The sequence below is a fragment of the Microbacterium sp. MYb62 genome (genome assembly GCF_002979475.1).
GTDB lineage: Bacteria > Actinomycetota > Actinomycetes > Actinomycetales > Microbacteriaceae > Microbacterium.
Map to the genome: position 1 here is coordinate 362631 of NZ_PCOY01000002.1, position 22828 is coordinate 385458.

Consider the following 22828-nt stretch of genomic DNA (forward strand, 5'->3'; position numbering starts at 1 on the left):
AGCGCGCTCCCAGCCCTGCGGGACCAAAACCGCTCCGTCGTCGGTTCTCCTTCTATGACGCCGCAGCCAGCGACGTCGGACAAGGAGTCAGATCATGTCGAACGACTACGGCAAGACCCCCGAGGCCGTCAGCGGCCTCACCCACCTGCAGTACGAGGTGACCCAGCAGGACGCGACCGAGCCGCCGTTCCGCAACGCGTACTGGAACAACCATGACGACGGCATCTACGTCGACGTCGTCTCCGGCGAGCCGCTGTTCTCGTCGACCGACAAGTTCGACAGCGGCACAGGGTGGCCGAGCTTCACCAAGCCCATCGAGACGGATGCCGTGACCACGCGCACCGACCGCAAGCTGTGGATGGCGCGCACGGAGGCGCGCTCGGCCGGTGCAGACAGCCATCTCGGGCACGTCTTCGACGACGGGCCCCGCGCCGAAGGCGGATTGCGCTACTGCATGAACTCGGCAGCCCTGCGCTTCATCCCGGCTGACAGTCTGGAGAAGGAGGGGTACGGTCGCTACAGCCCCCTCTTCGCCAAGACAGCAGACACCCCCACCACCGATTCATCTGAGGAGCAGTCATGACCGACACGGGAAACATCACCCGCACCCCTGGGACCGAGACCGCTGTGCTCGCCGGCGGCTGTTTCTGGGGCATGGAAGACCTGATCCGCCGCCAGCCCGGCGTGCTCGAGACCCGCGTCGGGTACACCGGCGGCTCGAACGACCATGCGACCTACCGCAACCACCCCGGCCACGCCGAGGCCGTGGAGATCGTGTTCGACCCGACGAAGACGACGTACCGCGACATCCTCGCGTTCTTCTTCCAGATCCACGACCCGTCGACGAAGGACCGTCAGGGCAACGACATCGGATCGAGCTACCGCTCCGCGATCTTCCCGCTCTCGCCCGAGCAGGAGACGGTCGCACGGGACACGATCGCGGATGTCGACGCCTCCGGCCTGTGGCCCGCGAAGGCCGTCACCACGATCGAGCCGGAGGGCCCGTTCTGGCAGGCCGAGGAGGAGCATCAGGACTACCTGATCAAGTACCCCAACGGCTACACGTGCCACTTCCCGCGCGCGGGCTGGCTGCTGCCGAAGCGCGCCGAGAGTTCCGCGGTCTGAGGCGCGGAGCATCCACCCTGCTGGCCGACACGCCATTTGTCGGACGCATTCGACCGAATCGTCCGACATCTGGTGTGTCGGCCCCCGTTTGTTTCGGGGGGGGGGGGGTGAGCGCGTGGCGCGGACTGGTTCTCGGGCGGGCTGCGCCTCTCGACCGGGCTATCCCTCGGCGAGGAACGCCACCGCGGCTTCCTTGAAGTCACGGGAACCCGGTGCATTGAAGTGGTTCCGGTTCGGGATCTCGAAGAATCGGCCGTCGGGCGCGGCAGCCGCCAATGTCCGCGAGCCCTCGATGATCGCATCCTTCGACCCGGTGGCGAACAGGATCGGGCGGGTCGGCGCATCCGACGGGTCCGGGTCGATCATGCCCGACGCCCTCATCCCCTCCGCGAGGGCGACCAGCGCCTGCAGATCGTTGCCCGGCACCCGCTCGGTGAGGGCGATGTAGTTCTGCGTCGTCCGATCCTCGACGGGCGTACCGTGCGCGATGTACTCCCGCACCTGGTCGAGATCGAGTCGGGCGAGCGGGATGCCGTCGGGCACCCCGCCGAGAACCGCGCGTCCGAGACGGTGCGGCAGCTCGCGCACGACCTCCCAGCCCACGCGGGCACCGAGCGAATAGCCGACGTAGAACGCGTCGTCGACGAGGTACGTGTCCATGACCGTCTCGACATCGGTCACGAGAGTGCGGATGCGGTACCCGACCGGGTCATGCGGCTTCTCGCTGAGTCCATGGCCGCGCTGATCGAGTGCCAGCACGCGGTAGCCGGCACGGGTGAGCTCGCGCACCCAGCCGGTGAGCACCCAGTTGTCGCGCGCGTTCGAGGCGAACCCGTGCACGATCACCACGACCGGGGCGTCGAGGTCGCCCCAGGTGTAGGTCGCCAGCCGGGTGCCGTCGGCCGCGTGCACGTGCTGAGGGTCGGGCATGCTGGTCAGGTCGGAGAGAGGGACGGCCACCCTTCCATCTTGGCCCTGTTCGCGGCGGGCGGCGCCGCGCTGCACGGGGTATCGGCGAGTCCGCCGGCCGCTGCGGAGATGCCGGAAGCCGCCCGGCGTCACCTACGCGACGACGGGCGGCTTCTGTCGGCTCCGCGGATCAGACCCGTTCGCGCAGTGCGGCGCCGAGCGCGGCGTCGACGTTCGTCCAGTACTGGAAGAACCGCTCGCGGATGTCGTCGATCGTGATCGAGCGCCCCTGACCGGTGAGGGTTTCGAGGAACCGCGCCTGCTGCTCCGCGTCGAAGACCTCGCGGTAGAGCGTGCCCGGCTGTCCGAAGTCGTCGTCTTCGGCGTGCAGCGTGGCGGCCGAGCGCACGAGTTCGCCGTCGGCCTCCCAGTTCGCCTCGATACCCTTCGCCGGATCGGCCTCAGGGCCGCCGGCTGCGCCGAACGAGTTCGGCTGGTAGGTGCGGTGTGCGGCGCTGTTGTGCTGGTACCGCATCGCGCCTTCGTGCTGGTAGTTGCGCGCCTCGGCGGCGTGCGGCTGGTTCACCGGCAGCTGGTTGTAGTTCGCGCCGATGCGGTGACGCTGCGCGTCCGGGTACGCGAAGATGCGGCCCATCAGCATCTTGTCGGGAGAGATGCCCGTGCCCGGCACCTGGTTGCCCGGCGAGAACGCGGCCTGCTCGATCTCGCCGAAGAAGTTCTCCGGGTTCCGGTTCAGGGTCAGCGTGCCGACCTTGATGCGCGGGTAGTCCTTGAGCGAGATGGTCTTGGTCAGATCGAACGGGTTGAAGCGGTACGTCTTCGCCTCGTGGTAGGGCATGATCTGCACGTACAGGTCCCAGGAGGGGTGCTCGCCGCGTGCGATCGCGTCGAACAGGTCGCGACGGTAGTGGTCGGCGTCGGATCCGGCGAGCTGTTGCGCCTCGTCGGCTCCCATCGCCTCGACGCCCTGGTGCGACACGAAGTGGTAGCGCACCCAGAAGAGTTCGCCCTCCGCATTCACCCACGAGTAGGTGTGCGAGCCGTAGCCGTTCATGTGCCGCCAGCTCAGCGGGAGGCCGCGGTCACCCATGAGGTAGGTCACCTGGTGCGCGGTCTCCGGGGAGAGCGTCCAGAAGTCCCACTGCATGTCGGGGTCTCGCAGTCCCGAGTCGCTCAGGCGCTTCTGCGAGTGGATGAAGTCCGGGAACTTGATCGCGTCGCGCAGGAAGAAGGTCGGGGTGTTGTTCCCGACGATGTCGAGGTTCCCCTCCTCGGAGTACATGCGCAGCGAGAAGCCGCGCACGTCGCGCCAGGTGTCGGGAGAGCCCTGTTCGCCGGCGACGGAGGAGAAGCGGATGAGCGTTTCGCTCTTCGCGCCGGGCTGGAAGACGGCGGCCCGGGTGTACGCGGACACGTCTTCGGTGACGACGAACTCGCCGAACGCCCCGCCGCCCTTCGCGTGCGGGTTGCGCTCGGGCACCCGCTCGCGGTTGAAGGCGGCGATCTTCTCGACCAGGTAGTGATCGTGCAGGACGGTGGGCCCGTCGGCGCCGACGGTGAGCGAGTGGGTGTCACTCGCGATCGGGGCTCCGGCCTGCGTGGTGGTGGCAGGTTTCGTCATGGTGTTCTCCTTCTCCGCGCGGGCGCGACGAATACCCCCATCCGGGGACGGGCGATCGGCGGCCTGTTACTGCGCGGCGTTCTGGCAACTGGGACACAGGCCCCAGAAGGTGACTTCGGCTGTCTGGACGGTGAATCCCCCCGTCGAGGACGGGGTGAGACACGGAGCTTCACCGACGACGCAGTCCACATCGCCGACCGCACCGCAGGAGGTGCAGACGACGTGGTGGTGGTTGTCGTCGATGCGCCGCTCGTAGAGCGCCGCGGAGCCTGCCGGTTCGATCCGGCGGATGAGGCCCGCCGTCGTCAGGTCCGCGAGGATGTTGTGCACCGACTGGATCGACGTGGTCGGCAGCACTTCGGACACGGCGCGGTAGACCCGTTCCGCATCCGTATGGGCCATGGAGTCCAAAGCCTCGAGAACGGCGACGCGGCCCGCGGTCGCTCGAAGCCCGGCAACGCGAAGCGCCGAGTCGAGTTCTGTCTCCATGCCCCGAGTGTACCCCGTCATTTGAATAACTCAAAAGAACGGCATATCGGGGTGTCAGCGCCCTTCGGTGCGGAGCGCGCGCCCCCAGGGCTCCGCCGGGTCATGGATCGCCACGGCGAGTGTCGTGTCGGACTGGCCGTAATAGGCGAACCATCGGTCCCGGAACTTCACGAGCCCCTCCACGAAGGTCACGTTCGAGACGAGTCCGTGCATGTCCTCGAAGGTCTGCGGGCGCAGCCAGGGCTCCTGCAGGCGGGCGATGACGGTCGTCGGTTCGTCCGGGTCGATCGCGATCTGCCCGCAGCGGTAGTCGACGTCGACGGTACCGTCGTCGTGCACGACACGGGTGGCGCCGTTGGTGAGGAACAGCAGCAGTCCGTTGTCGGTGACCACAGGGGAGGTGCCGATCTCCACCAGCGCCTCATCCCAGGTGCCGGGCGTCGGCGAGTACATCGGCTCGGTGTCGGCCGTGCCCGGCGTCCAGTGGATCAGGTCATCGCTGGTCGCCCAGTAGATCGCCCCCTCGCCGAAGTACATCCACCACTTCCCGTGCATCCGCTGCGGAACGATGACCCCGGCCTTCGACCAGTTGAACCCGCGCGGGTCCATGGTCTTGAACGTGTCGAAGTCGTCGAACAGCGGACCGTGCTTGGTCCAGGTGCGCAGGTCGGTCGAAGTCGCCAGGCACAGCTGCGCGCTGCGGCGGTCCCAGCCCGTGTAGGTGAGGTAGTAGGTGCCGTCGATCAGCGCGATGCGCGGGTCTTCGCACCCGTAGGTCTCGTAGTCCTCCGAGGGGGAGAGGATCGGCGCATCCTCGCGCGTGAAGTTCACGCCGTCACTCGACCGGGCGATGCCGATGTGGGAGATGATGTCGTCGGCGTGCGCCCGGTAGAGCAGCACGACCTCGTCGCCGTCGACGAGCGCGGCCGGGTTGTAGAGGTTGGCCGACTCCCAGCTGTCGCCGCGCGGACGCAGGATGGGGTTGCCCTCATAGGGCGTGAACGGACCGAGGGGGAAGGAGGCTCCGGAGAACATGGGGGCCCTTTCTGGCTGGGGGATGGGGGCTAGCCTTTGACGGCCGCGCCGAGGTCGGTGGCCTTGAAGAAGCGCTGGAAGACGACGAACAGGATGACGACGGGGAACGCGAGCGCCGTGGCGCCGGCGAGGATCGCGCCGTTCGGGTTGGCCGTGGACTGCGCCACGTTGGAGATGTAGTTCGCCAGCGACACGGCCAGCGGCTGCAGGCTCGCATCCTTCGTGATGAGGAAGGGCCAGAGGAACTCGTTCCAGGGGCCGATGAAGGTGACCAGCACGACCGTCACCAGCACGGGCCGGATGAGCGGGATCGCGACCGAGGTCAGCAGGCGGATCTCGCCCGCGCCGTCGATCCGTGCCGCTTCGAAGATCTCGACCGGCAGCGCCTTGAAGAACTGCACGAAGATGAACACCGCCGTGGTGTTGATGAGGAACGGCAGGATCATGCCCATGTACGAGTCGCCGAGGCCGTAGTTGCGGGTGATCTGCACGTAGAGCGGGATCATCAGCAGCTGGAACGGCACCATCTGCACGAGCAGCATCAGCACCCAGATCACGCCTCGGCCGCGGAAGTCCAGGCGGGCGATCGCGTAGCCGGCGAGCAGACCGAACACGACGGTCCCCAGCAGCACGCCCGCCGTGAAGATCAGCGAGTTCAGCAGGGAGCCGACCAGGTCGATGCGCGAGTCGATCGCGACGAAGTTGTCGACCGTCCACCCGCTCGTCGGGAACAGCTCACTGGGGGAGTTCGTCGGACTCTCCTGGAACGCCCCCACGATCATGAAGTAGAACGGGAAGGCGAAGCCGACGGCCGCGATCGTGAGCAGGATGATGCTCAGGATGCGGGGGACTGAACGCTTGCGTTTCATCATCGCTCCCTGGTCGCGCGGTTGGCCGCCAGCGAGAGCATGCCGACGAGGATCACGAGGATCATGCCGATGGCCGCTGCGGTGTCGGGGTTCTGCTGCTGGATGCCCAGCTGGTAGATCAGCAGGACCGGGGTGGTCGAGGCGCCGTCAGGGCCGCCGCCGTTGGTGAGCAGATACGGCTCGGTGAAGAGGTTCGCGCCGGTGATGATCGACAGGATCAGCACGAGGGTCGTCGCGCTGCGCACCCCGGGGATCGTGACGTGCCGGAAGCGCGAGAGCACTCCAGCTCCGTCGGTCTCGGCAGACTCGTACAGCTCCTTCGGCACGTTCTGCAGCGCCGCCAGGTACAGCAGGATGTAGAACCCGAGCTGCTTCCAGGTCACGTAGAACGCGATCATCGGCATCGCGAGTCCGCTGTTCACGAGCCACGACGGATCGGGGGCGAGCGGGCCGAGGATCGTGTTGATCAGCCCGTTGCCCGAGAACAGCAGCATCCAGACGCCCACGAGCGAGACGCTCGCGGTCAGATACGGCACGTAGAACGCGACCCGGTAGGCCGCGACCCATCGGATGCCGGTGTTCAGGGCCGCGGCGAGCACGAGGGCGAGCACCGCGGTGAGGGGCACGTTGATGACCAGGAAGATCAGGGTGTTGCGGAACGATCCGAGCACCCGCGGGTCGGTGAGCACCGTGACGAAGTTGTCGAAGCCCACGAACGGGCGATCGACCTCGGTGCCCGGAGCCGGAGCCGTGAAGAAGTAGTCGTGGAAGGCGATGTAGACCGCGAACGCGAGGGGATACGCGAAGATCGCGATCACGAACACGAAGTACGGCAGCGCGAACAGCCCGCCGATCGGTTGCGCACCCAGCCATTGGGTGCGCAACCGCTTCTTTTCGGTCACGGTGTCACTCGGCGACGAGCGCGTCGATCTTCTTCGCCGCATTCCCGAGGAAGTCGTCGATCGACTCCTTGTCGAAGATCACGGCGGAGGAGTACTCGTCGCGGAACGCCTGCCACGCCTCCACGGAGTTCGGGATGCTGGGGACGTCGGCGGTCTTCTCGGCCTGCTCGGCGAACGCCACGTAGTTCGGGTTCGCGGCGAAGTAGTCGCCGTAGGTGTCGGTGAGGTCGGTGCGCATCGGCATCTGCCCGGTGGCCTCGAGCAGCTGGCCGTCGGCATCCTCGCTGGTGGAGAACTTCAGGAACTCCCACGCCGTGCCCTGGTTCTCGCAGGCCGTGAACATCGACACGCTCTTCGAGTCGGCGAAGGTCGTCGGAGTCTCCCGGCCGTCGCTGGTCGGCACCGGCATGAAGCCGACGTCGACGGTGTCGGCGTAGGAGGGGATCGCCCAGGGGCCGGCGAGCTGCATCGCCGTGGTGCCTGCCGACATCGCGTCGTCGGTCGACGCCTCGTTCGGCGACAGCTTCTCGTCGTAGAAGGTCTTCCAGAACTCCGAGACGGTGCGCCCGGCATCCGAGTCGAACGTGGACTTGCCGTCCTCGACGAGCATCGTGCCGTCGGTCTCGGCCAGATACAGCGGATAGAAGTCGAACCACGGCTGGTAGAACTCGCTCGTCGGCGCCGGCCAGATCGCACTCTGCACGCCGGAGGCGACGATCGCACGCGACCCTTCGAGGAACGCGTCGTACGTGTTCATCTGCGGGTCTTCCGGATCGATCCCCGCGGCCTGGAAGAGCGCCTTGTTGTACATGACCATCACGGGGTTCGACTTCCACGGGAGCTGGTAGAAGCTGCCGTCGCTCGCGTAGGCATCGACCTCTCCGCCGCGCTCGGTGATGTAGTCGCTGCCGCCGTCGATCTTGCTGAGGTCGACGAGTCCGCCCTGCTTGACCCAGCCAGAGACCGCGGCGGGTGCCACGTTGTAGACGAGGCAGGGAGCCGTGCCCGCGGTGATCGCGGCGGTGATCGCCTCTTCCGACGAGGAGCCGGCGGGGATCTCCTGCGCCTTGACCTTCTCGTCGGGGTGCTCGTCGTTCCAGGCCTCGACCACGGCGGTGCCCCAGGCGAGTTCCTGTTCGTTGTTGGAGAGCCAGATGCTGATGGGGCCGGTACCGTCGGCTGAGCTTTCGCCGCCACCACCTCCGGCCGAGCATCCGGTGGCGATGAGAGCGGTGGCGCCGATCAAGGCGATTGCGCGGAGCTTCTTCATGGTGTCCTCCTTGACACTGCGGGTGGTGACACTGCGGGTGGTGACACTGCGGTGATGCTGCGGTGATGCGGATGCCGACTAGCTGGTGCTCTCCCGGAAGTGCACGACGTTGCAGTCGACGATCTCGGTGCGCGGCTGCGCCCCGAGGATGTCTGCCCGCAGGAGGCGGGCGGCGGCGCGGCCTCGGGCCGCGGGGTCGGATGAGACGCTGGTCAGCGCCGGAGACAGGTGGGCGGAGAGGTGGTCGTCGTCGAAGCCCGAGATCGCGAGGTCCTGCGGGATCGAGAGGCCCTGGGAACGGGCGTAGGAGAGCCCGGCGATGGCCATGGTGTCGTTCGAGTAGAGGATCGCTGTCGGGCGGTCGGGCAGGGCGAGGAGCTCGGCGGTGCGGGTGCGGCCGCTCGCGGCGGTGAAGTCGCCCTCGCGGAGCAGCTCGTCGTCGCCGATCGCCGCGACATACGCGTCTGCACGCGCTTTCGAGTGCACGTATTCGAGCGGCCCGGAGACGTGGGCGATGCGCTCGTGCCCGGAAGCCCGGAGGTGCGCGATGATCTCGCGGACCGGGGCGGTGTCGTCTGTTCGCACGCACGAGAACCCGGTCGGCTGGTCATAGGCGCCCACCAGCACGGTGGGCAGTCCGAGGTCGTCGAGGAAGGGCACGCGCCAGTCGTCGGTGCGCAGGTCGAGCAGGAGGGCGCCGTCGGCGCGGCCGTGGGTGAGCGTGCGGTAGGCCCGTTCCTCGGCGTCGCGGTCGGGGACGACCTGGAGCAGGAGCGCCGTCTCGGTCTCGGCGAGCACCGACTCGACGCCGGCGATGAAGGCCGGGAAGAAGGAGTCGTTCGCGATGACCTGGGGGTCGCGGGCCAGCACCACGGCGACCGCATTGGCCTGCCGGGTGGCGAGCGCCCGTGCGCTCTGGCTCGGTGCCCAGTTCAGCTTCGCAGCCGCGGCGAGGACCTTCGCCTTCGTCTCGTCCGAGATCGGGCGGTTGCCGCTCAGAGCGTGCGAGACCGTGGCCTTGGTGACGCCGGCTTCGCGGGCGACATCGGCGATGGTCGTGCGGCTCATGCCATCTCCTCGGGGATCCTCGCTCGCCGACGTGCTCATCGGTGAACCGGTTTGATGAGTGTAAACCGGTTTGATTGCGGAAGTCAACGGGTCAGCGGGAGGGGCCGCTCAGACGAAGCGGACGGTCTGCTGCAAGCGGGTGCGCACGTCGAACAGCTCGTTGCCGCCGATGGCCCGCGCCTGCGGAACGCCCTGGCGCAGCACCATCGCGAGAGCGCTGCGGCGCACGACGACGACGGGGACTCCGCGGCTCGTGCCGAGAGGGGTGACAGCCTGGGCGAGGTCGTCGTCGGGCAGCACGATGATCGAGCCGCCGAAACGCACGCGCGCCGCCTTGGCGATCGTGCGCATGCGTCGGAGGGCGGCGGTGACGGGCGCCCGTGTTCCCAGGCTCGGGCCCGTGATCTCTCCGCGCCGGAAGCCGACGACTCCGCCGAAGTCCTCCGACATCACGCCGTACAGCCCCGAGGGGCCCAGCACCACGTGATCGAGCTTGTCGTCGGCCTCGGCGCCGGCGACGACGTCATGCCACACCGTGAACCCCATGCCGAGATCGGAGACCGTGCGCGCCGTGGCCTCCTCCGCGAGGGCATCGGCGAGGAGCCGACGCAGATCGCGGGGTGCCGAGCGTACGAGCGCCGGGTCGTACGGGTCGGGAACCTCGACGCCGCGGCCCGCCCACTCGCGGATGAGCACCAGATAGCGTTCGCGGCGCCACCCACCGGGGTGACCGTAGGAGCGTGCGCGCGGGCGGGTGTCGGTGCGCGCGGGCGGCGGGCGCCATCCCCTCCACTCGGCGCCGGCCTCGTGGGTCACTCCGGTGCGGCGGTCGTAGGCGGCACGGCCCTCGGCGGTCCCCACCAGCTCCCACGCGCGCTGCACCTGGATGAAGATCGCCGCGTCGCCGCCGGTGTCCGGATGCGTCTGGCGCAGACGCAGGCGATAGGCGCGACGCAGTTCGCCGTCGTCGACGGAGGGGTCGACTCCGAGGATCTCGTAGGCCGAAGCAGAGAGCGGACTGTCGAACATCGCTCTCCTTCCGCGACCGCGGCATCCAGGATATCCGGCGGTCGTTGTGCGTTCGCCGATCTCCCGGGGTCAGGCCGGCACGTCGACGATGCGCTCGGCGCCGAAGACAGGGACGACCGAGCCGGCGGAGGCGGCGGCCAGGTCGTCCCGGAGGCGGGGGAGCTCCGACTCCGGGGCCCACAGTTCGAGCGTGGCCATCGCCGCATAGGCCGGATCGCCGAGAGTTGCTCCGTGGTGAACGGCCCAGTCGCGCAGCAGATTATCGTAGCGGCCGGCCTCCGCGTGCGGCACCTCGAGCGTCACCTGTCGGAGCGCCGCCCGCCGCACGAGTGAGGCCAGATCGAGCGCCTCCGACACGGCAGAAGAGTAGGCGCGCACGAGCCCGCCCGCGCCGAGTTTCACGCCGCCGAAGTAGCGCGTCGCCACCGCGACCACGTCGGTCAACTCGCGTCGACGCAGCACTTCGAGCATCGGGATCCCCGCCGTGCCGGAAGGCTCGCCGTCATCCGACGACCGCGCCTGATCGCCGAGCAGACCCGTGACCACCGCGGTGCAGTTGTGGTTGGCGTCCCAGGCCCGCTTGCGGATGCCGGCGATCACGGTCTCGGCCTGCTCGACCGAGGAGACGGGTTCGATGCGGGTGAGGAAGCGCGACTTGCGGATGACGGTCTCGTGCTCGACAGCCGCCGCGATCGTCGCGGGGTAGCTGCGGGCGGAGGTCACCCGCCTCACGATACCGAGGCCGCGCGTCGCTCAACGGTCGACGAACGCCATCTGCTGCGGGTTGTAGCGGTCACCGCTCACGCCGATGCGGGTCGCGAGGGACGAGAGATCGGCGACCTCGTCGGCCGACAGGGCGACGGCCGTGCTGCCGGCGTTCTCGGCGATGCGGGCGGTGCGACGTGTGCCGGGAATCGGCACGATCCACGGCTGCTGGGCGAGCAGCCACGCGAGAGCGATCTGCCCCGGCGTGGCCTCCTTCGCCGCGGCCAACTCGGCCACGTGCGTCACGAGCGCCTGGTTCGCCGCCCGGTTCTCGGCCGTGAAGCGCGGGATGGTCGCACGGATGTCGCCGGTCGCGAAGTCGGCTGCCGTGTCGACCGTGCCGGTCAGGAAACCCTTGCCGAGCGGGCTGAACGGTACGAACCCGATGCCCAGTTCGCCGAGCACCGGCAGGATCCCGGCTTCGGGGTCGCGGGTCCACAGCGAGTATTCGCTCTGCAGCGCGGTCACCGGATGCACGGCGTGCGCGCGACGGATGGTGTCGGCCGACGCCTCGGAGAGCCCGAAGTGGCGCACCTTCCCCTCGGCGATCAGCTCGCCGACGGTGCCGGCGACGTCTTCGATCGGCACGTCGGGGTCGACGCGGTGCTGGTAGAAGAGGTCGATCACATCGGTGCGCAGACTCCGCAGCGAAGCTTCGGCCACGCGGCGGATCTGCTCGGGACGACTGTTCAGCCCGACGCTCTTGCCGTCTTCGATGTCCCACCCGAACTTGGTGGCCAGCACGACGCGGTCGCGGAGGGGTTCGAGCGCCTCCCCGACGAGCTCCTCGTTCACATACGGTCCGTACACCTCGGCCGTGTCGAAGAAGTCGACGCCGTGGTCGACCGCCGACCGCAGCACCGCGATCATGTCGTCGCGGCTGCCCGGGTTGGGTCCGTAGCTCTGCGACATGCCCATGCAGCCGAGTCCGACCGCCGAGACCCGAAGGCCCTGTCCGAGAGTTCGTGTGTGCATGAGTGGTCCTTTCATCGTCGCCGCAGACGTGTCCGCGGCCGTTGATCCGACGCTACGCGCGGGAGCCGAAACGGGGGAGGGCCTGGCGGAACCCCTCTGGCGGAACCCCTCTGGCCGCGCCGCCGGATCCATCGAACGGTGGAGACTCGTCTCAGCCGCCTGCGCGATCCTCGCGGAGCCGGTGGCGGCTGGACTGGATCCATGCTCCGCACCCTTCGTTCGCTTCCGCTGTGGCTCACCTCGCGACGCGGGGGATGGCTCTCCCTGCTGATCGCCGTCGTGGCGTTCACCGCTCTCCTCGGTGCCCTCGGCCGGGTGTCGCTCCCCGCCGGCAACGACGTCGCTCCTCCCGGTTCCGAGTCCGCGCGGGCGGCGGTCCTCGCCGAGCGGTTCCCCGATGCGGACGAGCACGCGGTACTCCTGGTCGCATCACGCGATGACGGAAAGAAGCTCGACGACGACGACGTCGCGGCGATCAACGCCCTCGCCACCGATGTCGAAGCGGAGACGGGGCGGGAGCCGCACGGTCCGATCGTCAGCGACGACGGCGAGGCCGCAGTGCTCCAAGCAACGCTGGCCCTCGATGATGATGACGACGATGCCGCCGCGGATGCCGTGCACGGTCTGCGTGACACCGTCGCCGCGAATCCGATCGACGGGATGACCGTGCAGGTCACCGGCGGGCCCGCCTTCGGAGTGGACGTCGCCTCCGCGTTCGACGGCGCCGACTTCACGCTCCTGATGGTCACCCTCGGGATCGTCGCGCTCCTGCTCATCGTCACCTACCGCTCGCCGGTGCTCTGGATGATCCCGCTCGTCGTGGTCGCGCTCGCCGACCAGCTGGCGAACAAGGCCACGGCGGCGGTCGGGGCGGGGCTGGGCCTTCAGTTCGACTCGGGGATCGTGAGCGTGCTCGTCTTCGGGGCGGGCACGAACTACGCGCTCCTGCTGATCTCGCGCTATCGCGAGGAGCTCGCCCGCGAGACCGATCACCGCCGCGCCCTCGTCGCCGCATGGCGTGCGACGGCGCCGGCGATCGTCGCCTCGAACGTGACCGTGGTGCTGGCGCTGTCGACGCTCGCGCTCGCCGTGATCCCCGGCACACGCGGACTCGGCATCGCGTCGGCGGTCGGTCTTCTGATCGCGCTCGCCGCGGTGCTGCTGGTGCTTCCGCCGGCGCTCGCCGTGTGCGGCCGCCGCATCTTCTGGCCGTTCGCACCGCGGGTGGGCGATGCCGCCGTCACCGGGCGCGTGTGGGGTGCCGTGGCGCACCGGGTCTCCCGACGCCCCTGGGTGCCGCTGGTCGGTGGGCTCGCGCTCCTCGGAGTCCTCGCCGGTGGCCTTGCCGGAGCATCCGTCGGTCTCACGCAGGTCGAGAAGTTCCGCGTCGAGTCCGAGTCGGCGGCGGGGCTCACCGTGCTCGGTGACCACTTCCCGGCCGGCGAGGCCCAGCCGATGATCGTGATCGGGGACACCGGGGAGGTCGATGCGCTGACCGCTGCCCTCGGCGAGGTTCCCGGAGTGCTCCGGGTGTCGGCCACCGGCGAGGGCACCGACGGCGCACTCACGCGTCTGCTCGTCGTCGGCAAACCGGCGCCGGGCACGACCGAGAGCCTCGATCTGGTGAGCGCCGTGCGAGACGCCGTGGACACGGTGCCGGATGCCGACGCCGTGGTCGGCGGCCCGGTGGCGGCGGATCTCGATGCGCGCGAAGGCAATCAGCGCGATCTGCTCCTCGTCGTCCCGCTCGTCCTCGCGGTGAGCCTGCTCGTGCTCATCGTGCTGCTGCGCTCCGTGGTGGCACCCGTGCTGCTGCTCGCGGTGAACATCCTCAGCGCGGTCGCCGCGATCGGTGCGGGCACCTGGCTGAGCCGGGTCGTGTTCGGATGGGAGGCGCTCGACCTGCAGGTGCCGTTGCTGTCGTTCCTGTTCCTGGTGGCGCTGGGGATCGACTACACGATCTTCCTCGTCCACCGGGCGCGCGTCGAGGCGCAGACGGTCGGCACCAGGCAGGGGATGGTGCGTGCGCTGACCGCGACGGGCGGTGTGATCACGAGCGCCGGCGTCGTGCTCGCGGCAGTGTTCGCCGCCCTCGGGCTACTGCCGCTGGTCACGCTCGGCCAGATCGGATTGATCGTCGGGATCGGCGTGCTCGTGGACACGTTCGTCGTACGCACCCTGGTGGTCCCGGCGATCTTCGCGATCGTCGGCGACCGGATGTGGTGGCCGGGGAAGGTCGGGGGCGCAGATCGACCGCACGGGGGAGAATACGAAGATGCCGCAGTCGCCACCGCCCCCGTCGCGCGCTGAGCCGTCGCGCGCTGGGCCGTCGCGGGCTGAGCGCACCGGCCGCGAGGAGCGGTCCGCCGGGTTCCGCACGCCGCGCACCTGGGCGAGCCTGGTCGGATCGATCCGCATCGGCCAGGCCGTCATCACCGTCGTGCTGCTCGTGATCGGCGCGTGGCGTGCGGCAGTCGATGGCGTGCCGCTGCCGTGGGTGCTCGCCCTCTCGCTCGTGTTCCTCGGCTGGTACGGCGGCGGGCTGCTGCTCGGCGAACGCACCTCCGACCGCCGCCTGGCCACCTGGTGGCTGCTGGGGCTCACGCTCATCTGGCTCGGCGCGGTCGTGGTCTCGCCGGAGTTCGTGTGGCTCGCGTTCCCGCTGTGGCTGCTCGCCGGTTTCGTGATGCGCCTGCGGTGGGCGCTGCTGCTCAGTGTGGCGATCCTCGCCGTGGTGGTGACCGGCCCCCTGCTGCACACCGGTACCACCACCTACGCGAACGTGATCGGCCCCCTCGTGGGCGGCGTCTTCGCTCTGGGGATCTCCCGCGGGTATCTCGAACTCGTGCGCGACGGACGGGAGCGGCGCCGACTCATCGCCTCGCTCGTCGCGACCCAGGAGGAGATGGCGGCGCTTCAGGATGAACTCGCCCGCACCCAGCGCGAGTCGGGAGCGAGCGCCGAGCGCACCCGGGTGTCGCGCGACATCCACGACACCGTGGCGCAGAGCGTGTCGTCGATCGGGATGCTGGCGCGAGCGGCTCTGGAAGCGGACGACCCGGTGCAGCGCACCCGAGCGCTCGAGCAGATCGGCGCCCTCTCGGCCGAGGGCCTCGCCGATGCGCGGCGCATCGTGAACGCCCTGATGCCGGCCGAGCTGGAATCCACGGCGCTCGGCGACGCCCTCGCCCGGATGCTCGAACGTCTGGCCGAGGAGACGGGGATCGAGGCGACGCTCAACGCCGACGACGACCTGCCTTCGCTGGGGCTCGATGCCGAAGTCGCCCTGCTGCGCACCGCACAGTCGGCCCTCGCGAACGTCCGCTCCCACGCGGCCGCCTCCCGGGTCGTGGTCACCCTGGCCGACGCCGGCGATGCAGTGCGGCTCGACATCGTCGATGACGGGGTCGGGTTCGACGCGAGGCGCTGGGATTCCCAGGGTGGTGTCGGCAGCCGGGGTGGCGGCTACGGGCTGCGTTCGATGCGCGCGCGGCTGCGCGAGCTCGGTGGCGGGCTCGACGTGGAGAGCACCCCTGGCGACGGCACAGCGCTCTCGGCACACCTCCCGCTCGGCGGCGTGACATCGGCCAGACGGACGGGAGATGAGGGATGACCGCGGTGCGCGTGCTGCTCGTCGACGATCACCCGATCGTCCGCGCCGGTGTGCGCTCGTTGTTCGACCACCGTGACGACGTCGAGGTGGTCGGGGAGGCGGCGTCGGGCGAGGAGGCCGTGGCTCTCGCGCGACACCTGCACCCCGATGTCGTGCTGTGCGACCTGCGCCTCGGCGAGGGCATGGACGGCGTGCAGACGACCGCGGCGCTTCGTGCGCAGGACCCGGCTCCGGCCGTGCTGATCCTGACGACGTTCGACCGCGACGCCGAGATCCTCGGGGCGATCGAGGCGGGAGCTGCCGGCTACCTGCTCAAGGACGTGCCGCCGGACGACATCGTGCGCGCGATCCGGCAGGCCGCGGCGGGCGGACTCGTGCTCACACCGGAGCTCAGCGAGCGGGTCGTGCAGGTCATGCGCGCGCCGCGGGTGCGCCTGACCGACCGGGAGCTCGACGTGCTCCGGCTGCTCGACACGGGGGCATCGAACCGCGAGATCGCGAAGACCCTGTTCGTCACCGAGGCCACCGTGAAGACGCACCTCGTGCACGTGTTCGAGAAGCTCGGTGCCGACAGCCGCGCGCGCGCCATCGCCATCGCGCGCGACACCGGACTGCTCTGAGCCCGACAGCTCCGACGACGGCATCTCCGTCTCAACCGTTCGATGGATCCCCGAAACCGCTGCTGCGCCGAGGCTGGAATCAGACCGAAAGGATTCCGATGCGCCGCCTCTTCTCCGCCGCGTTCGCCTACATGCTCGTGGGCGTCGCCTCCGGACTCTTCTACCGAGAGTTCACCAAGATCAACGACTTCCCCGAGGGGGAGTCGACGCAGCTCGGCCTCGTGCACACGCACCTGTTGGTGCTGGGTTTCGTCGTGCTGCTGATCGTCCTGCTCCTCGAGAAGGCTTTCACCCTGTCCGAGAGCCGCCTGTTCGGCTGGTTCTTCTGGCTCTACAACGCCGGCCTCGTGCTGACCTCCGCGATGATGGTCTGGCACGGCTGCCTCACGGTGCTCGGCCTGGAGTCGTCGAGCATGATCGCCGGCATCGCCGGGATGGGGCACATCCTGCTCAGCGCCGGCATGGTGCTGCTGTTCCTCGCGCTGCGCAAGCGCCTGTTCGCCGTGAAGCCCGCAGCCCCCACGGCTTCGGCATCCGCCGCCACGGCCTGACCGTCGCAACGCCGCAAGAGCGCCGCCCACCCCTCCGGGAGGCGGCGCTCTTGCGTGGGTTCAGGCTCAGTCCGCCTCCACCGAGTCGTCACGAAGATGGGCGATGTGGGCCGCATGCCGGGCCAGGTGGTTCGGCGAGCGTCGCACGAACAGCCAGGCCACGAACAGCACCACGAACCAGAGGGGTGTCACGAGCAGCGCGGTCAGCGTGTCGGGCTGCGTGGTGAGTGCCCACAGCACGAACACGAAGAACGCGAGCACCACGTAGACCATGAACACGCCGCCCGGCAGCCGGAACGTCGACGCGGCGACCTTCTCCTTGCGGGTGCGTCGGTACACGAGGTAGCTGCACAGGAAGATCGTCCACACGAACATGAAGCACAGCGCCGAGACCGTCGTGACCATGTCGAAGGCGGTGCCGATGTCCTTGCCCGCGTACAGCAGCACGACGCCGGACAGCAGCAGGATGCACGACAGGAACAGGGCGTTCTGCGGCACGCGGCGGCGGGAGAGACGGCCGAAGAGCCGAGGGGCGTCGCCGTCCTGCGCCAGGCCGAACACCATGCGCGAGGTCGAGTAGATGCCGGAGTTCGCGCTCGACATCGCGGAGGTCAGCACCACGAGGTTCACCACGGTCGCGGCGATGCCGAGCCCGGCGAGGGCGAACATCGCGATGAACGGGCTCTCCCCGGCGACGTACTCGGTCCACGGGGTGACCGCCATCAGCACGATGAGCGCGCCCACGTAGAACAGCAGCACGCGGATCGGGATCGCGTTGATGGCCTTGGGCAGGTTGCGCTTCGGGTCCTTGGTCTCGGCCGCAGCGGTGCCGACGAGCTCGATGCCGACGAAGGCGAACACCGCGATCTGGAACCCGGCCACGAAGCCCATGAACCCGTGCGGGAACATGCCGCCCTTGTCCCACAGGTTCGAGAAGCTCGCGGTGCCGGCGTCGTGCTGGAAGCCGGTGAAGATCATCACGAGACCCGTGACGATGAGGGCCACGATCGCGACGATCTTGATCAGCGCGAACCAGAACTCCATCTCGCCGAACGCGGCGACGGTGGGGAGGTTCAGGGCGAGCAGGATGACGATCACCAGCACACCGGGGATCCACAGCGGGATGCCGGGGAGGAGCGCATCCGTGTAGCCGGCGATCGCGATCACGTCGGCGACGCCGGTGACCACCCAGCAGAACCAGTAGGTCCACCCGGTGAAGAACCCCGCCCACGGGCCGAGCAGGTCGCTCGCGAAGTCGCTGAACGACTTGTACTTCAGGTTCGACAGCAGCAGCTCGCCCATCGCCCGCATGACGAAGAACAGCATGAAGCCGATGATCATGTAGACGAAGATCACCGACGGACCCGCGACCGAGATGGTCTTGCCGCTGCCCATGAACAGACCGGTGCCGATGGCCCCGCCGATCGCGAGCAGCTGGATGTGGCGGTTGCTCAGCGCTCGCCGCAGGTGCTGCTCCTCTCCGTCCGCGGTGGCATCGCCCTCGCGTCCGGTTCCCCCCGTGTGCTGCTTCGTCACTTTCGTCCTCCGGTCGTCGTCGACTTCATCGCTCCGACGGTACCTGCCGACTCCGGATCGATCGGAATCGAGATCCGGTATTCCGCTCCGCCGAATCGATTCGATAAGGTTGTTGCACCCCCGATCACCCCTTCAGTTCTGCGAGCCGCTCCTTCATGGCCACCTCCCTCACCACGGGCCGCCCGTGGCGCGTCATCCTTGCCTTCTCCATCCCGCTCCTCCTCGGCAACGTGGTGCAGCAGCTCTACCAGTTCGCCGACGCGATCGTCGTCGGCAGGCACCTCGGCGTCACCTCCCTCGCCGCCGTCGGTGCGACCGGCAGCCTGCTGTTCCTCCTGCTCGGATTCGCCTGGGGCCTGACGAGTGGTTTCGCGATCCCGATCGCACAGGCATTCGGCGCGAGAGACGACGCCGCCGTGCGCCGATCGGTCGCGACCGGCGTGCTCCTCAGCGGCATCACGAGCGTGATCCTGACCGTGGGGGCGCCCCTCCTCGCCGGCCCGATCCTCGCCCTGCTGCAGACGCCGGCCGAGCTGATGCCCGAGGCCACGATCTTCACGCAGATCAGCTTCCTCGGGGCGAGCGCGACGATGTTCTTCAACTACCTCTCCGCGATCATCCGTGCGATCGGCGACTCCAAGACGCCACTGGTGTTCCTCACGGTCTCGTGCGCTCTGAACGTCGGGCTCGTCGTGCTCATGGTCGGCCCTCTCGAGTGGGGGGTCGGTGGAGCGGCACTCGCGACGGTCGTCGCGCAGGCCGTCTCGGTGGCGCTGTGCCTCGAGTTCGTGCGCCGCCGCCTGCCGATGCTGCACCTGCGCCGCGCCGACTGGCGCATCACCCGCGCCGACGTCTCCGAGCACCTGCGGCTCGGTCTGCCGATGGGTTTCCAGGCATCGATCATCGCGATCGGCACGCTCACGGTGCAGGTGGCGTTGAACACCCTCGGCGCCGACGCGGTCGCCGCCTACACCACGGGGTCCCGCGTCGACAGCCTCGCGGTCGCCCTGCTCTCCTCCCTCGGGCTCGCGGTCTCGATGTACGCGGCGCAGAACCACGGCGGCCGCCGACCGGACCGCATCCGGCGCGGCGTGGTCGAGGCGACCTGGATGGCCGTCGTCGCGGGGCTGGTGCTCGGCGGTCTACTGATCGCCTTCGGCGCTCCGATGGTGCGCCTGTTCATCGGCGACGGCTCCGACATCGTCGTCGAACAGGCCCACCTGATGCTCATCGTCAACGGATGCGGCTACTGGGCGCTGGGCATGCTGTTCGTGCTGCGCGGCGCGCTGCAGGGGCTCGGGCACACCCTCGTGCCCACCGTGACCGGTGTGATCGAGCTGGTCATGCGCGTGGGGGCGGCCATCGTGCTCGGGGCGTGGATCGGGTTCGAGGGCGTCGCCCTGAGCAACCCGCTCGCCTGGGTCGGCGCGATCGTGCTGCTCGTGCCCGCGTACGTCCGTGCGCACCGGGCGCTCGGACGACTGCCCATCGATCCCGCAGAGGCGACCGAGACCTCGGCGATCGCGATCGTCGGGCCGACCGACGGGTCGATGGTCGTCGATGCCGTCGTGACCCAGCCGGTGCGGGTCGTGCGCACCCGGCGGCTGCGGTGGCCGAGCCGCCGCTGACACCCGCGTCGCCTCGTCCGATCCGCACGGATATCCGCCTTCAGGATGATGCGGATCGGACTTGAGACGGATGCCCCTTCCGGGAGACACTTCTACTGTCGAAGGAGTGGAATAACCACTGACGGGGGGTCGTCATGACGACATTGAGAGTGGCCAGTGATCTGGCCGCGGTGATGGTGCCGATCGGTTACGTGGGTGCGGCGCTCGCCGCCATCTGCGCGATCGTCGCGGCGATCGCGATCATCCGAGGAGCCGGGGGGCTCACCGGAGGCGCTGTCGCTCTGTGGATCGTGTGCGCGCTGATGAGCCTCACGGCATCGTTCGCGAGCGTGTGGATGCCGTTGATCCTGGCGGGTGCCTCGCTCGCGGCCATGCTGGTGATCGGCTTCGTGGTGCGCGCGATCGCGAACGCGGCCGGTGTCGAGCGTGCTGACCGCACGGTCGAGGAGGCCCTGCCGATTCCGGTTCCCGCCTCGAAGGCCGCTGCGGTGACGACGTCGAAGCCTGCGCTCGCGAAGACGGGGCCCGCGACGGCCTCGATCGCGATCGTGCGCTGATCGCTCAGCGGTAGTCGCGGTCGCGGTGCTGTCCCGCCTCGTCGCCGGACTGCACCCGCGCGGATTCGCGCGCCCGAAGCTCGACGCGGCGGATCTTGCCGGAGATCGTCTTGGGCAGCTCCGGCACGAACTCGATGATCCGCACCCACAGGTGCGACGACAGTCGGTCGTGGGCGTAGGCGAAGATCGCGCGCGCCGTGTCCGCCTCGGAGGACGCGGCATCCGGGGTCAGGCACACGTACGCCTTCGGCACGGCGAGTCGCGTCGGGTCGGGACTCGGGATCACGGCGGCCTCGATCACGAGGTCGTGCTCCAGCAGCACCGACTCGAGCTCGAAGGGCGAGATCTTGTAGTCGGACGCCTTGAACACGTCATCGGAGCGCCCGACGTAGGTGAGGTAGCCGTCGCCGTCGCGCACCGCGATGTCGCCGGTGTGGTGGTAGCCGCCCGCCCGTGAGTCCGCGGTCTTCTCGGGGTCGTCGTAGTATCCGGCCATGAGCCCGAGCGGTGGCTGCGACAGGTCGAGCGCGATCTCCCCTTCGCCGTCGACGACCTCTCCGGTGACGGGATCGAGCAGTACGACCGGATATCCGGGCAGCGGGCGCCCCATCGAACCGACCTTGACGGTCTGGCCGGGGGAGTTGCCGATGCAGGCGGTCATCTCGGTCTGTCCGAAGCCGTCGCGGATCGTGCCGCCCCAGGCGTCGCGCACGCGGTCGATCACCTCGGGGTTCAGCGGCTCACCCGCGCCGACCAGTTCGCGCGGCGGGTGGGTGAGACGGGACAGGTCGGCCTGGATGAGCATGCGCCAGACGGTCGGCGGCGCGCAGAACGTCGAGACGTGGTGGGTGTCCATGACCTGCATGAGGGTGTCCGCATCGAAGCGGGCGTAGTTGTAGACGAAGACGGTCGCCTCGGCCAGGAACGGCGAGTAGAAGCTCGACCATGCGTGCTTGGCCCACCCGGGCGAGGAGATGTTCAGATGCACGTCGTCGGGTCGTACGCCCAGCCACCACATGGTCGACAGATGCCCGATCGGATACGACGCGTGCGTGTGCTGCACGAGCTTCGGCCGGTTCGTGGTGCCGGAGGTGAAGTAGAGCAGCGCGGTGTCGGACGAGGGCGTCGGTCCGTCGGGCTCGAAGGCCGTGGAGGCGGCGGTCGAGTCGTCGAAGCGCGCCCAACCGGAGGGGACGTCGTCACCCACGCCGATGCGCAGGATGCCGGGGTCGATACCCGCGACGCGGTCGGCGAGCGCGCCGAGAGTGATGACGGCGCGCGCCCGTCCGTGATCGACGCGGTAGGCGAGGTCGGATGCCGAGAGCAGGGTGGAGGTCGGGATCGACACGGCGCCGATCTTGGTGATCGCCAACATCACCTCCCACAGCTCGATCGTGTTGTTCAGCATCACGATCACGTGGTCGCCGCGACGGATGCCGCGCGCGGTGAGCCAGGCGGCGACCTGGTCGGACCGCGTCGACAGCTCCCCGTACGACCAGGAGCGCAGGCTCAGGTCGGCCTCGACGATCTGCACGGCCGGCCGGTCCGGCCGTTCACCCGCGACGACATCGAACCACTCGAGCGCGAAGTTGAACTCATCGACCTCCGGCCAGGTGAATCCGGCACGCGCCGCAGCGTAGTCGGTGGCGTTCGCGAAGAGGAAGTCCCGCATCTCACGGATGGTGTGCGTGGCGGTGGTGGCGCTGCGGCTCATGGTGCTCCCTTGCTCCTGGCTCCGTGCTGACGTGCATTCCATCCTCGCGCACACGTTCCCCTAGGAAGGAAGCACTCCCGGGCCGTCGCGGAGTTCGAACACGAGCTGGGTCTCGGTGCCGCGCACGACCGGGTGGATCGTGATGTGCTCGAGCACGATGTCGCGGAGGGCCGTCGCATCCTGCACCGCCACGTGCACCAGGAAGTCGTCGACCCCGGCGACGTGGAAGACCTGCAGGACGCGCGGGATGCTCGCGAGGGCGTCGAACAGTGCCGTCACCTTGGCGCCGGTGTGGTTCGCGAGGCGCACCTTGATGATCGCCTGCAACGGGAACCCGAGGGCCGCCCCGTCGATGCGGATGCGGGTGTCGCGGATCACTCCGCGCTCGCGCAGTGCACGCACTCGGTGTGCGCACGTCGATTCGGCGAGGCCGAGTCGATGCGCCAGCGCCTTGTTCGTCGTCTCGGCGTCACGGCTGAGGACCGCGAGCAGTTCGAGGTCGATCTCGTCGAGTTGTGCTTTCGCCAACGT

Annotated in this window: 22 protein-coding genes; 8 read left to right on the forward strand and 14 right to left on the reverse strand. The window is 69.0% G+C overall.

What is annotated here, in order from left to right; genetic code table 11:
- The first annotated feature begins 94 nt into the window (after window positions 1-94).
- A complete protein-coding gene (msrB, locus tag CQ042_RS04230) occupies window positions 95-583 on the forward strand; it encodes a peptide-methionine (R)-S-oxide reductase MsrB (protein WP_105669031.1) in 489 nt (162 codons plus the stop codon).
- A complete protein-coding gene (msrA, locus tag CQ042_RS04235) occupies window positions 580-1125 on the forward strand; it encodes a peptide-methionine (S)-S-oxide reductase MsrA (protein WP_105669032.1) in 546 nt (181 codons plus the stop codon). Before msrB ends, msrA begins: the two co-directional genes overlap by 4 nt.
- A gap of 159 nt (window positions 1126-1284) precedes the next feature.
- Here msrA and CQ042_RS04240 read toward each other — a convergent pair whose 3' ends face one another.
- From CQ042_RS04240 to CQ042_RS04290, 11 genes are all read right to left on the reverse strand, one after another.
- The gene (locus CQ042_RS04240; protein ID WP_105669034.1) at window positions 1285-2085 is read right to left on the reverse strand and encodes an alpha/beta fold hydrolase; all 801 of its coding nucleotides are present in this window, start codon (window positions 2083-2085) and stop codon (window positions 1285-1287) included.
- A 139-nt stretch (window positions 2086-2224) separates the two neighbouring features.
- The gene (locus CQ042_RS04245) at window positions 2225-3676 is read right to left on the reverse strand and encodes a catalase (RefSeq protein ID WP_105669036.1); all 1452 of its coding nucleotides are present in this window, start codon (window positions 3674-3676) and stop codon (window positions 2225-2227) included.
- Window positions 3677-3742: 66 nt separating this feature from the next.
- Window positions 3743-4165, reverse strand: coding sequence for a Fur family transcriptional regulator (locus CQ042_RS04250; protein ID WP_029264333.1), 423 nt, complete (start codon window positions 4163-4165; stop codon window positions 3743-3745).
- A gap of 54 nt (window positions 4166-4219) precedes the next feature.
- Entirely contained in the window at window positions 4220-5200 is a 981-nt protein-coding gene (locus tag CQ042_RS04255; protein WP_105669037.1) for a glycoside hydrolase family 130 protein, read from the reverse strand.
- A 29-nt stretch (window positions 5201-5229) separates the two neighbouring features.
- Window positions 5230-6072, reverse strand: coding sequence for a carbohydrate ABC transporter permease (locus tag CQ042_RS04260; RefSeq protein WP_105669038.1), 843 nt, complete (start codon window positions 6070-6072; stop codon window positions 5230-5232).
- A complete protein-coding gene (locus CQ042_RS04265) occupies window positions 6069-6971 on the reverse strand; it encodes a carbohydrate ABC transporter permease (RefSeq protein WP_105669041.1) in 903 nt (300 codons plus the stop codon). The genes CQ042_RS04260 and CQ042_RS04265 overlap by 4 nt, the downstream gene beginning before the upstream one ends.
- A 4-nt stretch (window positions 6972-6975) precedes the next feature.
- Entirely contained in the window at window positions 6976-8241 is a 1266-nt protein-coding gene (locus tag CQ042_RS04270) for an extracellular solute-binding protein (RefSeq protein ID WP_105669043.1), read from the reverse strand.
- 78 nt (window positions 8242-8319) lie between these two features.
- Complete coding sequence (locus CQ042_RS04275; protein WP_105669045.1) at window positions 8320-9309, reverse strand: LacI family DNA-binding transcriptional regulator; 990 nt, start codon at window positions 9307-9309, stop codon at window positions 8320-8322.
- Between the two features lie 108 nt (window positions 9310-9417).
- Window positions 9418-10338 (reverse strand): J domain-containing protein, encoded by a 921-nt coding sequence (locus CQ042_RS04280; protein WP_105669047.1) that lies wholly within the window; start codon window positions 10336-10338, stop codon window positions 9418-9420.
- Window positions 10339-10407: 69 nt separating this feature from the next.
- On the reverse strand, window positions 10408-11061 hold the full coding sequence (locus CQ042_RS04285) for a YigZ family protein (RefSeq protein ID WP_105669049.1): 654 nt from the start codon (window positions 11059-11061) through the stop codon (window positions 10408-10410).
- 30 nt (window positions 11062-11091) lie between these two features.
- On the reverse strand, window positions 11092-12078 hold the full coding sequence (locus CQ042_RS04290; protein WP_105669051.1) for an aldo/keto reductase: 987 nt from the start codon (window positions 12076-12078) through the stop codon (window positions 11092-11094).
- 201 nt (window positions 12079-12279) lie between these two features.
- Here CQ042_RS04290 and CQ042_RS04295 point away from each other — a divergent pair, with 201 nt between their 5' ends.
- The 4 genes from CQ042_RS04295 (at window position 12280) to CQ042_RS04310 (ending at window position 16862) form a co-directional block, all read left to right on the forward strand.
- The gene (locus CQ042_RS04295; RefSeq protein ID WP_105669053.1) at window positions 12280-14388 is read left to right on the forward strand and encodes an MMPL family transporter; all 2109 of its coding nucleotides are present in this window, start codon (window positions 12280-12282) and stop codon (window positions 14386-14388) included.
- Window positions 14354-15691, forward strand: a complete 1338-nt coding sequence (locus CQ042_RS04300) for a histidine kinase (protein ID WP_105669054.1) — start codon at window positions 14354-14356, stop codon at window positions 15689-15691. Before CQ042_RS04295 ends, CQ042_RS04300 begins: the two co-directional genes overlap by 35 nt.
- Complete coding sequence (locus CQ042_RS04305) at window positions 15688-16311, forward strand: response regulator transcription factor (protein ID WP_105669056.1); 624 nt, start codon at window positions 15688-15690, stop codon at window positions 16309-16311. The genes CQ042_RS04300 and CQ042_RS04305 overlap by 4 nt, the downstream gene beginning before the upstream one ends.
- A 98-nt stretch (window positions 16312-16409) precedes the next feature.
- On the forward strand, window positions 16410-16862 hold the full coding sequence (locus CQ042_RS04310; protein ID WP_105669058.1) for a DUF2871 domain-containing protein: 453 nt from the start codon (window positions 16410-16412) through the stop codon (window positions 16860-16862).
- 66 nt (window positions 16863-16928) lie between these two features.
- Here the strand turns inward: CQ042_RS04310 and cycA are convergent, their stop codons facing one another.
- Complete coding sequence (gene cycA / locus CQ042_RS04315; RefSeq protein WP_105669060.1) at window positions 16929-18398, reverse strand: D-serine/D-alanine/glycine transporter; 1470 nt, start codon at window positions 18396-18398, stop codon at window positions 16929-16931.
- A gap of 155 nt (window positions 18399-18553) precedes the next feature.
- On the opposite strand from cycA, the gene CQ042_RS04320 reads away from it, so the two are divergent.
- Together CQ042_RS04320 and CQ042_RS04325 are read left to right on the forward strand one after the other, a co-directional pair.
- Complete coding sequence (locus tag CQ042_RS04320; RefSeq protein ID WP_105669061.1) at window positions 18554-20026, forward strand: MATE family efflux transporter; 1473 nt, start codon at window positions 18554-18556, stop codon at window positions 20024-20026.
- Window positions 20027-20160: 134 nt separating this feature from the next.
- Window positions 20161-20583, forward strand: coding sequence for a hypothetical protein (locus tag CQ042_RS04325; protein WP_146115342.1), 423 nt, complete (start codon window positions 20161-20163; stop codon window positions 20581-20583).
- A gap of 4 nt (window positions 20584-20587) precedes the next feature.
- On the opposite strand, the gene CQ042_RS04330 is transcribed toward CQ042_RS04325, so the two are convergent.
- Both CQ042_RS04330 and CQ042_RS04335 read right to left on the reverse strand, forming a co-directional pair.
- Window positions 20588-22297, reverse strand: coding sequence for an AMP-binding protein (locus CQ042_RS04330; RefSeq protein ID WP_105669063.1), 1710 nt, complete (start codon window positions 22295-22297; stop codon window positions 20588-20590).
- Between the two features lie 60 nt (window positions 22298-22357).
- Window positions 22358-22825, reverse strand: a complete 468-nt coding sequence (locus CQ042_RS04335; protein WP_105669064.1) for an Lrp/AsnC family transcriptional regulator — start codon at window positions 22823-22825, stop codon at window positions 22358-22360.
- Window positions 22826-22828 lie beyond the last annotated feature (3 nt).